The following is an 18,842-nucleotide window of genomic DNA, read 5'->3' as shown; positions in this document are numbered from 1 at the left end:
ATTATACGGTTAAGAACTTAGGTTCAGGAGTAAGTCTCGTAAGTACTACCAGTTGGATCAAAGCCTCTTCAAAGGCGTCGGCAAGGCTTTGCACGGTTTCGGTGTTAAACTGCCGCTGGCTATATTCAATACGAGCGGCCAGTTTCCCACTTTCGATGTAAGCCGTGACGTAAAACAAGTAAGGATGCCTGAAGTCGTCCGGATGTTGGGTATGCCCGGTCGATTCATCGGCCAGCGGGATTGGTAGTCGGGCTATGTCCTGGTCGAACTGTCCGAAATAATTGAAGCAAATCTGTGGCTTAACCTCGGCCGTACGGATACCGTCAAATGAACTAAGGTGTTGCAAGAGGCCAAACCCGATTCCGTGATTCGGTACCTGCGCCAGGTGCTGATGCGTAGCCAGCAGAAGCTCCAGCGTATTCTCTGCCCTGTTCGCCGATAACAAAACTGGATAGGTACTGGTGAAGTAACCCACAGTACGTGTCGTATTCACATTCGTGATCGGCTGGCGTCCGTGTCCCTCCAGGTCAATCAGCAGGTTTTCTGTGCCGAACGTCCCCTTAACCGCCTGCATGAGTGCCGTAAGCAGCACACTATTCAGGCCGGTATGGTACTGTTTGCTTACATCAGCCAGTAAGTGTCGGGTTTGCTCCGTATCCAGTTCAAAAGCGATTTTTCTGGAATCTGAATTGACCGTTTGCAATGCATTGAAATCCGGGCTGATCAGATCATATGGCTGACGGACTACGTCCAGCCAGTAAGGTGCTTCGTTTTGGATAAAGGCTGGCTCATCGGCATAGTAGGCCAGGCTTTGGGCCCACTCCTGAAATGAGCCCGTTTTTAAGGGAAGTTTTAGTTCGGTACCCTCTTTATACTGTTGGTATAACGTGTTTATGTCTTCAAACAGAATACGCCACGACACGACGTCCATCACCAAATGATGGACAAGCACCAGCAATCGCTCTCCGGCGGGCACCCGAAACAAGGCAAGTTTAAGCAAGGGCCCATGCGCCAGAGAAAAGCTGGCCTGCAACGTTTCGGCCTCGGCTTTAAGCGCCTGTCGATAATCGGTCGCCGAACGCAGATCAATAACATCCAGATACAGTTTCTGACGACCATCCTGATTAACCTGGCGTATTTTGCCATCCACTTCGTCGAACGTCATGCGCAGGGCGTCATGGTGCATAAGGATCTTTTGGAAGACAGCCCGAATCAGGTCCTGATCAAAGCGATCATCGGATGTAAACAGCAGCGAAAAATTGAACTGATTCGGGTACTTCCTGCTGGCTTTGAAAAACGTATGCTGAATGGGCGTCAGCGGCACATCACCGGTTGTCACTTCCTGCAAAGCCTTGGTCTGGACTGGCTGTACTCTGGTTGCCAGTTCTTTAATGGTTGGATACTGTAACAAATCGGCTATATCAACATGCAGATTTTCCTGGTACAATAAGGCCGATACCTGCACGGCCCGGATAGAATCGCCCCCGATCGTCAGAAAATCATCGACAGTACTAATAGCCTCCACGCCTAATACCCTGCACCAGACCCGATGAATTTTTTCTTCCAGCGCATTTTCAGGATGGATCAACTCAACCACTCGCTGCTGACGGGGATCAGGCAATGTCAGCCTGTCGATTTTTCCGTTCGGATTAAGGTCAAACGCGGGCACCTGAACCAGATAAGCAGGAATCACATACGCCGGTAAACGGGAGACCATGTAGGCCTTTATCTCCTCGATACCCAGCGGCTCAGTGGCTACGTAATAAGCGGCCAATTGTTTATCAGCAGGGTTGTTGCCCTGTAGAACTGTAACCACCGCTTCTGAAACGGATTGATAGCCTAACAGGCAATTTTCCAGTTCGCTCAGTTCGATACGATACCCGCGGATCTTGACCTGCCCGTCATTTCTGCCCAGATAGTCCAACTCACCGTTGGGAAGCCAGCGGCCTATATCACCGGTTCTGTAGAGCCGGGCTGTTGGGTAGGCCCGGATGCCGGAAATAAATTTTTGTGCATTCAGTTCTGCTCGTCCCCTGTACCCCCGTGCCACCCCTGCCCCACCGATAACGATCTCGCCCTTTATCCCTAACGGAGCCAGATGGCCGTCCTGATCAAGAATATAAATCTGAGTCTTTGAAATAGGCTTACCGATAGTAATACACTGGCTATCAGTTACTTTTTTAATCATGCAGCCTACCGTGGCTTCGGTTGGTCCATATTCGTTATAAATATGAACGTCCGGGTTAAGGCGTTTCAGGCAATCGACCTGTACCACCGTTAAGTTTTCGCCCCCGGTTATGATATGACTGATGTTGGTTTTTTGGAGAGCCAGATAACCCAGCATACTGATATGCGAAGGGGTGAGTTTGACAGCGTTGATTGGGGTAGCCGGATCAAAGATGTCAGCCAGAATATCGGCTACGGGCATCTCATCTGGATAGATGACGAGGCTGTCACCGCGTAAAAGCGTAGTAAAAATACAGGTAAGCGTAAGGTCAAATGACAGGGAGGTAAACAGCGGGAAATGAATGCCCGACTGCCAGTTGAAGTAATAATGATTTGCCCAACTCAGATAGTGCAAAAAGTTACTGGCCTCTACCTGAACACCCTTTGGCTTACCGGTTGAGCCAGACGTATAAATCATATAGGCCAGATCGGTCGGTTCGGGGTCGTGGAGTATTGTGGCCGACGTTGCGGACTGGCGCTCCCAACAATCAAGATTCAGCATACGGCCTTGATACGTCGTTAAATACGTGTGCTGCGTAGCCGAATCAGTAATCAGTAAGCTACAGGATGCGTTTTCCAGAATATAGTCGACCCGGTCGGCCGGATAATTAGGATCAATCGGAAGAAACGCAGCTCCGGCCTTACAAATACCCAGTAAGGCAACAATCATCTCGGTACAACGCGGTAACAGAATGCCGACGATTTGATTGGCGCCAATGCCGTACTCCGTTCGTATACAGGCAGCCAGTTGATTCGTCGCTTCATTAAGCTGGTGATAAGTCAACGTCTGCTTCTGGTAACGGATGGCAACCGCATCGGGATTGTTCAGGTACGCCTGCTCAAATAAACGGGCGACAGAACGCCCTCGCTCGGGATAATCAGGAACCTGGTTCAGCCTATTGAGCAGCCTGTCAATCTCCTTTGCGGGTACTACGGTGAGCTCGCTAACCAGGCTCTCCAGCTCTGCAAACTCAACCAGCGTATGGTTGACATGCGATGCTATTCGTTCAATGAAATCACGTTCGTAACAAGCCGGATTATAATGAACGTCACACGTAATGGAACCCTGTTCCTTGTTGATTTCCAGGTGAAAATCGTAAGTCCGGCTCCCGCTATCCATACTGTCATGCAGGTTGCTGAAGCTCATAAAAACATTGGAGCCCAACGTTTGTGCTTCATCTTTGCCCAGTAATGCCAACGGAAAGTTTTGGTACCGATATGTATCAGCAACCAGGTGTTTGGCTTGCTGCAACAGTTGCCGCCGTGTAATGTTCGGTTCAGTATGCATTACCAGCGGTACGGTTTGTACCCAGGCGTCAGCCTCGCCATCCACCCGTTTGTATAAAGGTGTATGGATCGTGACATGCCTTTGACCGGTGTATTTTTGCAGCAATACACTGAACACGGTGGTCATCAGGACAAACAGGCCTGAATCATTCCCGCCCACCAGACGATCAATAAGTCGCATACCGGCGTCATCGATCGTGAATACGGAACAGTCCTGCTTTTGATAACGCTCTTCGGAAACGACAGTCCGCTGAACAAACCGGAAAGCTTCACCGCTTTTTGTCAACGACTGCCGCCAGAAGTCGTAATACGGCTCATAATTACTGCTGGTAAATTGCGCTCTATCAAATTTTCTCATTTCATTAAAAATTAAAATTGAACAACTCATTCAGCGCCGAGCTATTGACCAGGTCAAGACTATTGGCATCGTTCAACGACACATCTTCCAGCTTCACCGCGGGGTTGTTCACAATTGCCGTAAGCATGTTCAGGAATCGGTTGCCCAGCCGGACTACCGTATCGGGCAGATACAGATCGGTATTGTAGACCAGTCCTATTTTCAGCGTATTGTTGCTTTCGAAAAATCGGAAAGACAGGTCATGCTTGCTTATTCTGTTGAGGGTATCGAACGGCTGAAGCGTTATACCATTCCACTCCTTCACCTCACCTTCCTGCATAGCAAGGTGCTGGTACTCGATCCCGATATCAAATAGCGGACTACGGCTTCGGTCTCGCTGTAGTTTCAGATCGGTTATTAGCTGATCGAACGGATATAGCTGGTGTTCGTAAGCGTCCAGTATGGTTTGCTTAACGGCCTGTAGCAGTTCGCTCCCCGTACCTTTTCCATCGAATGTGGTCCGTAAAGCCAGCGTATTGACATAAAACCCGATTTGGTTATCGAGCTGATACTGATCCCGGCCTGAAATAACGGTGCCGATCAGGATGTCCTGCTGGCCAGTGTAGCGGTACAGAAGTGCCTTCAAAGCGGTGGTTAACAGGATAAATGGCGAAACACCTTCTTTTATCGCCAGTTCGCCCACCCTCCCGAACAGGTCTTCAGGCACATCCATCAGTTGCGTTGCTCCATTCGTTGATTGCAGGGCTGGCCGTTCAAAATCGGTATCAAGATTCAGTACGGGCAGGGCACCCCCGAGTTGGGTAAGCCAGTACGAACGCAACGTTTCCAGGCGATCCGCGGCCAGTTGCTTTTTGTGCCAGTACACATAATCTTTGTACTGCACCGACAACGGCTCCAGGGCCAGCTCTTCGTCGAGGGTATAGGCGTTATAGGCAGCGGTCAATTCATTGATAATAACCCCCATCGACCAGGCATCCGAAATGATGTGATGAATCGAGAAGAGGAACATCCACTGGTCGTGGCTCAGTTGGATCAGGGTTGCTCTGAGCAGCGGGCCAGTTTCCAGGTCAAACGGCGGCTGCTCTTCGGCCATCTGGATGGCTTCGGCACGTGGCTGAGGGGCTAGCCGCAGGTCTACCTGCGTTAACGTAAAGCCTAAAGCGGTGCGGTCGAGAACACGCTGCCGGGGTTGCCCTTCCCGAACGACAAATACGGTTCTCAGTATTTCATGTCGGTCGATCAGGGTGTGGATGGCTTTTTCAAAGGCCGTTACGTTTAAATCCCCCTGCACCTCAAAAGCAAACGGGATAACATAAGAAAGGTCCTTTTTGCTGGCCTGATTTAATAACCAGAGCTGTTTTTGGGCATGTGACAGTTCGTAGCCATCCTGCACAGGAACTGACTCAATCAAATCAGCGCTTTTTCCCAGAGTACGATCAATTTCCTGCGCCATTGCGGAGATGGTTGGAAACAGGAACATGCTCCGCAACTCCATACGTACACCAAGCTCCTTCTGTATTCTCGAAAGCACGCGGGTTGCATTCAAAGAATGACCACCGACACTGAAAAAGTCGTCTGTACTGCTGATTTTTTCACTACGCAATACCTGTTGCCAGATCGTTAACAGACGAGTTTCGGTCACGGTCGATGGCACCGTAAACGCGACTTCGTTCAGTCTGCTCTCATCCGGATCGGGCAGGGCTTTATGGTCAATTTTCCCATTGGCATTCATGGGCAGTTTGTCCAGTTGAACAAAGAAGGCCGGAATCATATAATCGGGCAGAAAGCCGGAGAGATACGATTTTAGCTCCCGGGTATCAACCAGACCACGACTGGCGTAATAGGCAATGAGGTACATGGCGTTCCGGTCGCCCTTCGCCACCACGATGGCTTCGGTAATAGCCGGGTGCTGCGCCAGGGTTGTGTTGACTTCCCCAATTTCAACCCGGAAGCCCCGGATCTTGATCTGGTGATCTTTACGACCCAGAAATTCCATGTTCCCATCCTCCATCAGGCGCCCAAGATCGCCGGTGCGGTACATTCGTTGCATGGGCGATGGCAGGAACGGATTGTTCAGAAAGGCCTTCGCGGTTTTTTCCGGGTCATTCGCATAGCCCCGGGCTACGCCCACCCCGCCGATAAACAATTCTCCCGGTATACCCTGCGGAACCGGATTTAACTGCTCATCCAGAATATAGAAGTAGTTGTTGTCCAGGGGACGGCCGTAAGGCACACTGGACCAGCCTTTCATGGACTGCATCACCGGATAATAGTTTGACCAGACAGTACCCTCTGTGGCACCACCAAGGCTGACGACGCTCGCGTTCGGATGGTATACGTTGATGCGTTCGGGCAAATCAACCGGTATCCAGTCGCCACTCATAAACACGACGCGCAGAAACGGCTGACTATAGGACTCTCCACTATCCTCCAGAGCAGCGATCAGATGGTTCATGGACGTTGGAACGGAATCCCAGAACGTAATTTGCTCCCGAACCATCAGGTCCTTCAGCCGATCCACGTTCCGTATATCATCCTGCGTAGCCATGACAACGGTCGCGCCGACAGCCAGTATGCCAAAGATGTCGTAGACCGACAGGTCGAAACACATAGACGTGATAAAGAGCAGTCTGTCGTTCTTCGTAACAGCATAGGTGTGATTAACCCATTCGATCAGATTGATGGCCGAATGATGCTCAATCATAACGCCCTTGGGCCGGCCCGTTGAACCAGATGTATAGATGGTATACGCTAAATCACGGGTAGATTTTCTGATATTGAGGTTAGTGCCCTCGTAATGCCCATATTCACGGGTAGATAGCGGTAATTGCACCACCTGCTCCGGTAACGAGTCAAGCACGGCATAGGCGGCATCTGAAAGCAAAAATTTTACATCCGAATTCTGGCAAATGTAAAGCTGCCGGTCGACCGGATAAGTCGGATCGATGGGCACGTAGGCGCCCCCCGCTTTTAAAATACCCAGCAGCCCAACCAGCATCAACGGTGTCCGATCAGCGATCAGCGCTACGTTATCGCCGTTGTTCATCCCGCCCTTCAGCAGGTGCCGTGCCAGCTGATTGGCGAATTGATTCAACTCCTGATAGGTCAATGACTGGCCGTGACAGGTCACCGCTACGTGCCTGGGGTTCAGGGATGCCTGTTGTTCGAATAACTGGTGCAGCAGTTTCTCCTGAGCATACGGTTTGTCGGTATAGTTCCAGTCGTAAAGCAGATGCTGCTTTTCCCGGGCCGTCAGATAATCGATTCCTGAAACAGGGGCGCCGGGTTGCTCGACAACGATCTGCATGAGCTGCGCTAAATGCAGCAGCATACGCTCCATACGCCCCCGGTTGAAGAGGCTGGTATTGTAATCGATGCTGAGTGTCAGGCTATCCGCTACCGCGTAGAAATTAAACTGTAGATCATATTTGCTCACCCTTACCTGTGGTTTGAGCGGCTGCACCTGAATGGTATTGATCTGGTTAACCTCTTCTTCCCGGATGGAGGTGTTGTGCAGGATAACCGCTACGTCAAACAGGGGGGATCGGCTCAACTCCCGAGTTACCCGGAGGTCTTCCACGAGTTTATCAAACGGATAAAGCTGGTGTTCGTAAGCTCCAAGGGTCGTATCTTTAACCTGTTGCAGCAGCTCTGCAAATGAATCGGTCCCCGCGAAAGTGGTCCGCAACGCCAGCAAATTAACGTAGTAACCGATCTGCCCTTCGAGCTCTTTATGCAGACGCCCGGCCGAGGGTGTACCCAGGATAATATCCGACGACCCCGTATATCGGTAGAACAACGCATAGACCAGCGACAGAATACCCATGTGCAGGCTAACCTGCTGTTTTTGGCACAGTTCGGCAAAAGCCGCTACGTTACGGCCAGGAAACGAAATGTCGACAGTATCCCCGTCAAAGGTTTTCAGAGCTGGTCTGGGCCGATCAGCGGGCAGCTCTAAAACGGGCAGCGGGCCCGACAGCTTGGTTTGCCAGTAGGCTTTGTGCCGGAGTAGCCGATCACCGCTTAGCTGCTCATTTTGCCAGGCGGCAAAATCTTTGTACTGCACGTTGAGCGGTCTTGGCAGCGGTTCAGAGCCGGCGTCGGCAGCCTGATAAAATGCCAGCATTTCTCTGATCATTACTTCCATAGACCACCCGTCGGTAATAATGTGGTGTATGGCCAGCATCAGTCGGTAGGTTTGCTCCGCTGTTTTGATAAGCGCAACTTTCAGCAGGGGGCCCTGCTCCAGATCGAATGACGTCAACGCCATCTGCCTGATCCGTTCATCAGTAACGTCCGTTGAGGCATTGGCCAGATCAACGTAGTCGACCGCGAACCCATTCGTATCCTGATGAATTTTTTGTTTTAGCTCCCCCTGGTGGAAAAAGAACGTAGTGCGTAGGCTTTCGTGCCTGGCAATGACCTGGTCAAACGCCTGCTGTACCGCCGAAATCGTCAATTCACCCCGGATCTCGTAACTAGCCGTCATGTTGTAAGCCGCACTATCGTCTTCAAGCTGGGATAATACCCATAGGCGACGCTGGCCATGCGATACATCATAGTAAGGCTGTTCGGCAATCTTCCTGATCGACGTGTCCTGTTCCAGAATCAGGTTGTTGATGTGGTTGGCCAGTTCAGCGATGGTTGGTTTAGTAAACAGGTCTTTAATCGATACCGAAGCTTTCAGTTTCTGATAAATACGGGTTACAATTTGTGTGGCCTTCAGGGACGTACCACCTACTTCAAAGAACGAGGCTTTACGGCCGATTCGCTCCAGCCCCAGGACTTCCTGCCAAACAGCCTCCAGCGTTTCTTCAATACCACCCTGGCAGGGCTCATAAACGAGTCCTTTTAGGACAAGTTCATTCGGCTTGGGCAATGCCTTTTTTTCAATTTTTCCGTTGGCATTCAGCGGAAAGGCTGGCAAATGCACGAAGTACGCCGGAATCAGGTATTCGGTAAGGCTTGCTTTCAACTGCTGACGCAGTTCTACATCTGCATACGGATGCCCGGTATAGTAGCAAACCAACTCGTTTACATTATCTGTATTTTTGACTGCAGTTACGTATGCCTCAGTAATACCCGGCAGGACAAGTACGGTCTTGCGAATTTCTTCAGGCTCTACCCGTATCCCGTTTATTTTAACCTGATCATCAATGCGGCCAAGCAGTTCAACACTACGGTCGGGCAGATAGCGGCCCAGATCGCCGGTTTTATAAACGATGTCTTCAAAATCCGATACCAGTGGGTTTTGTACAAATACCTGTTTGGTTAAGGCTTCATTTCCGTAATACCCTTTGGTCATGTAAGGCGTGCGGATGAAGATCTCCCCTTTTTCGCCAACTTTACACAGCTTGTTGCTACTATTGATAATCGCAATGAAGGTATTGGCAATGGGCAAACCGGCCGGTATGCTTTCGGTTGGCGAAATGGGCCGATGGCCAACCCGGTGAAACGTTTTGACCATTGTTGTTTCGGACGGCCCATAAAGATTGACCAGCTCGGTGGTCGTGTTGGCAACATGGCGCCAGTTCAGGATGTCCGTTGCGAACAGAGGCTCTCCGGCCAGCAGGTAGTAGCGTAGCTTTTCGAAACGGGGGCTGATCGACCCCTGCGACAGTTCTTTAACAATCATTCGGAACAAGGAAGGAACCGAATGCATCAGCGTGATTTCAGAACGACCAATCCAGTCAATCAGCCGGGCATAATTCAACTTTATTTCGGCGGAAGGAATACACAGCGTTCCACCCGCACAAAGCGGCACGAAAATATCCCGCAGTGAGGCATCAAACGTAAACTGAGCCAGTTGGCTTACCCTGCAGCTACTGTCCAGCTTAAATTCACCCATTTCCCAGTTGATGAAGTGGGTTAGACTTTTGTGGCAGCCTAAAATAGGTTTTGGTGTTCCTGTAGATCCCGACGTATAGAATAGGTAGTTCGCATCATCGGGTTGCACATCCACATCTGGACTGGCCGTACTGACCGGGTTCATACTCACCTTTTCCCACTGATGGTTAATCACCTTAAAACATACCGGTCCCTCCTCTTCCATAACGATCACCTGTCTGGTTTGCGGACTGTACAGGCGTAGCATTATGTCGACTTCCTCTTTATAGTCAGCAGATGTAATGATGGTATGGCAAGGCGACTGCTGAAACATGTCGGCCAGTCGTTTTGAGGCAAACTCCTTATCGATCGGAAGGTAGATCGCACCCGCTTTAAAGATGCCGATCAGCGATTGAACCAGGTCTATTCCAGGCGACAAAACCACACCGATAATAGCCTGATGTTCAGTAGCTGATTGCAGCAGCAGATGGGCAATCTGATTACTTTTTTCATAGATAGCCCGATACGTAGCCGTGCCATCCTGGGCTTCAATAGCTACTTTATCAGGCATCTGGATTGCCTGTTCGTCAATTAGTTTGTAAACCATGATAAAGTAAGGGTTTGTGAGTAGTTGATTGATGTCCGTAACACACCCGGACTGAGGTTTTAGCCATCAGATCCATCGTATCAATATAGGGCAGCGGCAGTAAGTCAGGCTGCAGGGCAATGGACACTTCTGAACAGCCGCCCACAATAAGATCAGCCCCTCGGCTGATGAGCAGGTTGGCAGCCTGGTACATCAGGTCGATAGCTTCCTCAGAAATAACCGAGGATTTCAGCCCATTTTCCATGTAAACCGATCTCATGAAAATGTTTTCCTGCTCCCACTTGCTGAGTCGCACTACCCGGCGATTAATGGCTTCCAGTTCATTGCAGAAGATTCTGGAGTTCATCGTGCCGGTGGTTCCTAAAAGGCCAATGCTCCTGAAGTCGTTTTCTTCAACAAACTGACGCAGCAGGTGGGCAGGGTTAAGGATCGGCGCATCTGAATGATAGATAAAATCTCTATAATAGAAATAAGCCGTGTTGCAGGTTAGCACAATCAGATCCACCTCACACGCGTTGAGCATCTTAACCGACCGGATCAGCTCATTCAAAGGCGAACATTCATCGTAAGCAATAGCCCGGGTCCGGTCGGGAATCATGGAATTGCTGTGCATAATGACTTCGATGAAGTCCTGGTCTTTGGCGGCAGGTGAATAATCGATGAGCTTTTGAAAAAAGTTGGCCCCGGCCCTGGCGCCCATTCCTCCAATGATTCCAAGCTTTTTTTTAGATTGCATAAGGCTGCGCTGATAAGTTACAGCAGTGCTCTCCTGAGCGATAAGCACCGCGTAGGGTTCTATTGATTGAACATGGACTCAAGAAATGCACGATCTTCGCTGAGTTCTTCATCCAGCAGGATATCCGCCAATGCGACAGTCAGATCGCAGGTAACTCCTTCAGCAAGCGTCACAAAGTCAGCCAGCATCTTATCGATGGTTGCCGCGTTAAACAAATCAGTACTGTAGTTGATAATCAGGCTGATTTGCCCGTCGGCATGCATGAAGTTAAAAGTGAGGTCGTGTTTGCAAAATGCATGCTCCAGGGTAAACTCGCTGATTGTCATGCCTTCGATGGCAGCAGATTCCTGGGTTAAATCATTCGTAAACAAATGCATCCAGACATCGGTAATGGGCGATCGGCTCCGGTCATAATCCAGGTTTAAATCGTCGATCATGCTTTCAAATGGATAAAGCTGATGCTGATAGGCCGATAGTACCGTTTCTTTTACCTCATTGAGGTAATTCAGGAACGTTTGGCCAGCTTTCGGATACGTTCTGACCGGAACACTGTTTACGTAGAAGCCTATCTGTGAATCCAGATCCGCGTGTACCCTTCCAGAAACAGGCGTACCGATGCACAGATCTTCCTGACCCGTGTACTTGTACAGGAGGACCTTTACGGTAGCCAGCAACACCATGTACAAGCTTGCGCCCTGCTGTTGGGATACCTGATGCAGTTTGTCGGCCAATGAACGGGCCACCAGTAGGCTGCCGGTGCTGCCCCTGTATGATTTCTGGAGCGGTCGTGGCCGGTCGGTAAGCAGGTTTACTGGCGTTAAATCGCCCGACAACTGCTGTTTCCAGAAAGCCCGAAGCTGCTGTAGCTTCTCGCCATCCAGAACGGTGTTATGCCAGGCGGCAAAATCTTTATACTGCAGCTTTAGCGGTGCCAAGGCACTGGACTGCTGATTTAGACAGGCATTGTAGAGCGCCAGGATTTCCCGTATCAACACGCCAGACGACCAGCCGTCCGAAATAATGTGATGCATGGTCAGGACAAAAACGTACTTCGTTTCGTCAAGCCGGAACAGCAACGCCCGGAGCAACGGCCCCGAATCAAGCTCAAATGGCGTCTTTACACAGTTTTCAGCCAGCTCTTTTACCCGGTCCCAGCGAGCAGCATCTGCACGCAGATCGTTGTACACTACGGTAAAACCGATCTCTGTGGCATTCCGGATAAACTGCCGGGGTTCACCAGCCTGAATGCTAAAGACTGTCCGCAAACTCTCATGGCGATTGATTAACTGCTCAAAAGCGACGCTCATGGCCTCGCGGTTCAGGTCGCCGTCGAACAGATAGGCATCTTTAATCGTATAAGCTGCCTGTCCTTCGCCAATCTGGTGCTGTAACCACAGCCGCTTTTGCGCATAAGAAAGCGCATAATGGTCCGCTGGGGCGACGTTTCGGATTGCGTCAAAAGCCGTTTTGCCAGAGCGTGAAATTTCACGGGCAAGATCTGAAAGAACAGGATGGGTGAAAATAAGACGCAGCGGCACGGCAATGTTCAATCGCTTGTGAATCTGGCTTATTACCTGCGTAGCTTTCAGTGAATGGCCTCCCAGGTCAAAGAAATTGGCATTGGCCCCAACGGATGATTGGTTCAGAATATCCTGCCAGATAGCGACTAACGTTTGTTCGATACCGTTTGCTGGCGCTACATATTCCGCAGCCTGTCCCGTTTCTTCGACAGCGATCGAGGCTAACGCTTTATAGTTAATCTTACCATTGGGCGTCAGGGGTAAACGATCCAGCGCGTTAAAAGCTGAGGGGACCATATAGGCAGGCAATTTGCCGGAGAGGGCGTCTTTTACCTCGGCAATACTGAACCCGTCGTGTAGCACACAGTACGCGACCATCCGGTTCTCTTTAGTACGATCCGTATGCACGACCACGGCCGCTGATTTTATCATGTCCAGCCGTAAAAGCGTACTTTCAACTTCGCTGGGCTCAATTCGATAGCCTCTTATTTTTATCTGGCTATCCGTACGGCCCAAAAAGTCCACATTGCCATCAGGCAACCAGCATGCTTTGTCGCCGGTTTTATAGACAACTCCGCTGGCTAACGCCGGAATCTGAATAAAGCGCTCCGCGGTCAGTTCTTCCCGATTCATGTATCCTTTCGCCACGCCCGCCCCACCAATATACAACTCGCCGTTTACACCAACCGGAACCAGCTTCCGGCTTCCATTGAGGATGAAATATTGGGTGTTAGGCAGCGGTTTACCAACCGGCGTAGCCCCGCTTTGCGGTATGCGATCCAGGTCCTCTTCGTAATAGGAAGAGTCGATGGTGGTTTCGGTGGTTCCGTAGCTGTTCAGGATGCGTGTATGCCCGCCAAATCGTTCTACCAGTCTTGCAAAATCAGTAGCCAGACACGTATCGGAACCCAGAATCAGCAGCTTCATAAACGAAACATCGCACTGGCTATCATATACATAGTCCATTAAGGGCAGAACGATAGCCGGTGTGGTTTCCAGGATATTGATACGTTCCTGAGCGATGAGGTCATACAAACGATCTGGTTGCAACCGCACCTCCGCCGGACAAATGATGAGGGCTCCTCCGTTAAGTAAACTCCGGCATAAATCGCCCATAAACACATCGAACGACAGGCTGGCCAACTGAAGCAATCGGGGCGTAAATGTGTCCAGCCTGTAGCTCGAACGCCAAGCCATCGCTACGCTCGTCAGGTTCTGGTGCGTCACCGCAACCCCTTTCGGTGCACCTGTCGATCCGGAGGTATAAATGACATAGGCCAGACTTTCCGGAGCAATATTGCGGGTGACATTATGTAACGGACAGGCTTTAAGTTGAGGAGCGATTGCGGATAGATTCACCACTTCAACAGACCCCGGATTAGGAATCGGACTGCCTGCACCATCGGTTAGCAGGAGCTCAATTTCACTGTCGTTTATCAGAAATTCAATACGCTCGGCGGGGTAGTCGGCATCAATCGGTACGTAGGCCGCCCCTGATTTTAGAACAGCCAGCACGCCGATAACCATATCCATCGATCGGCCCATCATTAAACCGATTCGGCGGTCAGTAGTACCAGCGTTTTTACATTGCAGGTAAGCCGCCAACTGATTCGCCTGCTCATTCAATTCCTGATACGTCAGACATTTGTTCTCGAAAACGACTGCCGTAGCTGATGGCGTTTTTTGCACCTGATCCTCAAAAAGCTGAACTACCGATCCGGCATATACGTCATTTAAGTCAGTCGGATTAAACTCATTCAGAAGTTGGTTCACTTCGTCTTCGCTTAGCATGGAATATTGTTTCAATGCCTGATCCGGATTGTCGAGCATTACCGTCAATAACCGGGCATAATGATCAAGCAGTTTTTCGATACGACAAGCCTTGAACAGATCCGTATTGTATTCTACACCAACCCGCAGGCCACTCGCTGTTTCCTGGAAATCGAACGAGAGATCAAATTTGCTGATGGTATGCGAATAGGTATATTCAGCGATATTCAGGTCCTTCAGGCGCAGTAGGTTATTCGAAGCGCTTTCCGGGTTCGATAAAGAAACCATCACATCGAAAAGCGCGGATCGGCTCAAATCCCGATCCAAGTTCAAGTCATCGACAAGGCGGTCAAACGGATAGATCTGATGCGCCTGCGCCTGAAGCACACGCTGCCGGGTAGCCTGCACCAGCGCCGTAAACGTGTCGGTCCGGTTGAATGTGGTACGAAGCGGTAACGTATTTACAAAAAAACCAATCTGACCGTCAAGTTCCGGATGATCGCGCCCTGCCATCGGCGTTCCGATAACCATATCCTCCTGATCGGTATAGTGATGGAGTAAACTAGTTACGGAAGCCAGCAGGGTCATGTACATAGTCACCGAGTGCTGCCGGTTAAAGCGACTCAACTGATCTGAAACGTCCTTTTTCAGTTCGATACTGATTCGGTCGCCCGTGAAGGTCTGAACGGCCGGACGTGGGTAATCAGCCGGAAAATTCAGCACTGGAATTTCATCGCCGAACGTATCTAGCCAGTACGTCCGGGCCGGGTCTACATCTGCACTGGTCAATTTTTGATTTTGCCAGGCCGCAAAATCTTTGTACTGGATGGCAAGCGGCTGAAGCGGAACAGTTATCCCTTTCTGATACGCTTCATAGCAAGTCAATAGTTCGTTGATCAGGATTCCAAGCGACCACTCATCGGATATGATGTGGTGAATAGTAAACAGGAAAAGAAACCTGTGGTCTTCCAGTTGCAGTAAATGAGCCCGAACCAGCGGAGCTTTTTCCAGGTCAAAAACCGTGGCCACCTCCTGCCTGACGTACGCGTCTGCCTGCTGCTCCTGATCTTTCTCGTTTCTCAGATCAATAAAGTTGACCCGCAACGCGACCTCATCGGGTTGATGGATGTACTGCTTCGGTTCGCCATCGACCGTACAAAAAGATGTTCTTAAACTTTCGTGGCGGTTTGTTACGGTTTCATAAGCCTGGTTAAACGCGTCTATATCCAGATTTCCCGTCAATTGAAAGACAGCAGGCACGTTGTAAGCCGTCTGATTCGCTTCCATCTGGTGGAGTATCCACAAACGATGCTGGGCATGCGAAAGCTCGTAACAGGGTTTCTTCTCAAGAACGGGTATCGGCTCGAATACCGAAACGCCTTTTTGTTGGAGATGCTGGGCAAGCTTTTCAATGGTCGAATGAACGAATACGTCCTGAAGAGCAATCTTAACCCCCAGCCCTTTCGACAACTGAGTCACCAGTTTAATGGCTTTCAGGCTGTGTCCGCCCAGTGTAAAAAAGTCATCCTGCAGGCCGATGTCGTTTTTCTCAAGCACGACACTCCAGATGCCGGCCAGCTTCTTTTCGAGGGGCGTACGGGGTGCTGCGTGCGCATGGCCGACCTTCGATAGGTTTGGATCAGGCAACGCTTTTTTATCTACTTTCCCGTTGGGGGTAAGCGGCAACTTGTCAAGCTGCACATAATACGAAGGCACCATGTAATCGGGCAAAACCTGCAGCATCGCTTCCCGCAAGTCTGCGGGGTCCTGTTGACTGGTGGCCAGGAAATAAGCGGCCAGTTCCAGACCATACTCATCCGACGGACGTGGTATCACTACGGCCTCTTTTATACCGGTTAACTCCAGCATTACTTTCTGAACTTCGTCCATTTCAACCCGATAACCCCGGATTTTCACCTGGTCATCTTTCCGGCCTTTGAACAGAATTGTTCCGTTGGGCAACCACGTGCCCACATCCCCCGTCTTATACATGAATTGTCCCGGATAAAACGGGTCAGCGATGAACTTCTCTTGCGTGAGCGCATCCCGATTCAAGTATCCCTGAGCCAGCCCCATACCCGCTACCATCAGTTCGCCTTCTACACCGGGAGGAACCAGTTGTCGGGCTTCATTCATGACGTATATCCGGTTGTTGGTCACCGGTGATCCGATGACAGGCAGTTGGGCGTATGCGTCCAGATTAGCCAGATCAATGCGGTGCGCAATCGTCCCGATGGTCGATTCGGTAGGCCCGTAATGATTGACCAGCGTAATGGATGGTTTGAGCGTGGCCACTACGGTTAAATCCCTGACATTGATGGGTTCACCGCCCAACAAAACGAGCCGTAAGTTGGCATGAGCCAGATTCTGCACGGAATCCGACGCCACCAGCGTATGAAATAAAGACGGCGTCGCTTTGACGAAGCTTAGCTTGTTTTCGGTTATATAGTCAATAACCCGCTCTGGATTTTTCACCAGTTCATCATCCACCAGGTGCAGTTCAGCACCGTTGAGCAACGTACCCCACAGGCTGGTATAGCCCAGATCGAACGCATACGAGCCCAGCAGCAGGGAACTATCCAGATCATCGATCCCGAAGGACCTCCTGAACCAGCTTACGTAATTGAGCAGTGCCCGGTCCTGTATGATCGTGCCTTTGGGTTTACCCGTCGTTCCCGACGTATAAATTACGTAAAGCACACTCTCCGGCGATCTTTCCTCCAGGCCCACATTTTCTCCGGGCGTTGACGAAATCTGACTTATGCCTACAACAGGTACGGTGCTTGTCGTGGCAGCATACGTTTCATCGATCAGTAAAAGCTTTACGCCACTATCCTGCAGGATGAAATTCACCCGATCGGCCGGGTTGGAGGGGTCGATCGGAACAAAGCCGGCTCCTGATTTAATAACGCCCAGCAAGGCAACTGGCAGCATTTCGGTTTTGCCACACATCACGCCCACTAAATCGCCTTTTTTAATGGCGTGAGCCCGATTTAAATGTTGGGCAATAGCCGTAGCACGCTGGTCAAGCTGCTGATAGGTTAACCGTACGTTGCCTGCAACAACAGCCCCCTGGTCAGGATATTGTTCCACGCACCGCGCAAACAATTCACTAACGGTTTTCAACTGGCTGCAACTATGGTCTCTACGGTTAAAGACATGGATTAACCTGTCTTGATAAGTCGGGCTCAACAGGCTCACGTTGGTAATGGCACTCTCGGGGCTTTGTACTACCTGCGTCAGTACGACGGGCAGTGCATCCGTCAGAAAGACAATATCTTCGGGCGAGAAGCTGCTGGCATTGTATTGCAACTCCATGACGAGCCCATCCGTTTTCTGCTGGCATACCAGTTTAAGCCTGGCTTTTTCCCAGAAACACTGGCGGCTCAATACGTTGACTGGCGAAGTAGACGCTACGTCGTTTGCCTCCAGATTTACGTATTCAAAGCTGTAGGGAATTGTATAGTCAGAACCAGCATCAGAATGGCGACTAAAAAAAGGCTCGTGCAGAAATACGTCTTTATGGGCGCTTACGTCTTCGATCTCCTGTTGGGTCGCCTTCAGTAAATCACGGATCTGCCACTGCGCATCCCATGTCCATTGGGTGGGCAGCGTTTTAGCGCAGAAGCCGCAAAGTGACTGCAGTTCTTCATATTCCCGAAAGGCATGAACGTAGCCCGAAACAAAAGGCATCTGCTTTAGCAGCCTCCAGAGCAGCAGATTCCAGGCCGCGTACAGGATCACCTCGGGTGTATAGTCTGACTTGTCGGCTGTTATCTGACCTATGGATGTCTTGTTCAGATTCAGCATTACGCTCGCCGGAGCATAATCTTTCCGGTTTCCGGCATCCTTGTCGAAGAGCAAGGTATTGCGGAAGCCGCTGACGGGTTTGGTACGCCAGTAATTTACACTATCGGCATTGTCCTCATCCTCCAGAAGCTGGTTTTGCCACTCGGCAAATTGCAGATAACTCAATTTTTCGCCTGCATCTGACGCAGACCCTGTGTCATACTGCTCCGTTATCCGGTTGCCAAGTATAGCCAGCGTATGCAAATCAGCTATGATGGACGGCATACCAATGATGACTAACCCCGTTTTATCTGGCTGCGTAACAACGGTCACCCTCACCATGGGTCCGGTTAGTAAATTGAAATCCCGGTGCCGTTCGGCAGCAAGCCACTTGTTTAGCTGAGTATCATCGGCAAACGTGCCTTCATGGGCAGACAATTCGATTTGTATCTGGTCATCAGGCATTTGCAGGGCCGATGATGGCTCTTCGACCCGGTGATACGTCGTTTTGAACAGTAGCTCGCCGTTAAGAACATCGGTGATGGCCTGGTGCAGACGTGCCGTATCTATATCGGCAGAGCCTTTGAGGACAAGTTGCGCATTAAGCGTTGACGTAGCATTGTATACGGATAATAAATGCCGTTGCTGGGGCGATATGCGATAACCTACTAATGTATTCATGCGCTGAAACAAATAGATAGTTGAATAATAGGTTTGTCTGGT

General features: G+C 50.4%; 4 protein-coding genes. All 4 read right to left on the bottom strand.

What is annotated here, in order from left to right:
- Window position 1: 1 nt before the first annotated feature.
- Genes SD10_RS02320 through SD10_RS02305 form a run of 4 tightly spaced genes read right to left on the bottom strand, consistent with a single transcriptional unit; the run spans window position 2 to window position 18,800 of the window.
- Complete coding sequence (locus tag SD10_RS02320; protein ID WP_046375506.1) at window positions 2-3,871, bottom strand: non-ribosomal peptide synthetase; 3,870 nt, start codon at window positions 3,869-3,871, stop codon at window positions 2-4.
- A 4-nt stretch (window positions 3,872-3,875) separates the two neighbouring features.
- Window positions 3,876-10,304 (bottom strand): amino acid adenylation domain-containing protein, encoded by a 6,429-nt coding sequence (locus tag SD10_RS02315; RefSeq protein ID WP_046375505.1) that lies wholly within the window; start codon window positions 10,302-10,304, stop codon window positions 3,876-3,878.
- A complete protein-coding gene (locus SD10_RS02310) occupies window positions 10,285-11,040 on the bottom strand; it encodes an aspartate/glutamate racemase family protein (RefSeq protein WP_082111488.1) in 756 nt (251 codons plus the stop codon). Before SD10_RS02310 ends, SD10_RS02315 begins: the two co-directional genes overlap by 20 nt.
- A gap of 59 nt (window positions 11,041-11,099) precedes the next feature.
- Complete coding sequence (locus SD10_RS02305) at window positions 11,100-18,800, bottom strand: amino acid adenylation domain-containing protein (RefSeq protein WP_148562370.1); 7,701 nt, start codon at window positions 18,798-18,800, stop codon at window positions 11,100-11,102.
- Between the last annotated feature and the right edge of the window lie 42 nt (window positions 18,801-18,842).

This window comes from Spirosoma radiotolerans (genome assembly GCF_000974425.1).
GTDB lineage: Bacteria > Bacteroidota > Bacteroidia > Cytophagales > Spirosomataceae > Spirosoma > Spirosoma radiotolerans.
The sequence above is the reverse complement of the archived record's forward strand: the minus strand, read 5'-3'. Positions and strand labels throughout refer to the sequence as shown.

Bases quoted from the DNA above. Each gene is read 5' to 3' on its own strand.
- SD10_RS02320 (WP_046375506.1), bottom strand. From the start codon at position 3,871: ATGAGAAAATTTGATAGAGCGCAATTTACCAGCAGTAATTATGAGCCG.
- SD10_RS02315 (WP_046375505.1), bottom strand. From the start codon at position 10,304: ATGGTTTACAAACTAATTGACGAACAGGCAATCCAGATGCCTGATAAA.
- SD10_RS02310 (WP_082111488.1), bottom strand. From the start codon at position 11,040: ATGCAATCTAAAAAAAAGCTTGGAATCATTGGAGGAATGGGCGCCAGG.
- SD10_RS02305 (WP_148562370.1), bottom strand. From the start codon at position 18,800: ATGAATACATTAGTAGGTTATCGCATATCGCCCCAGCAACGGCATTTA.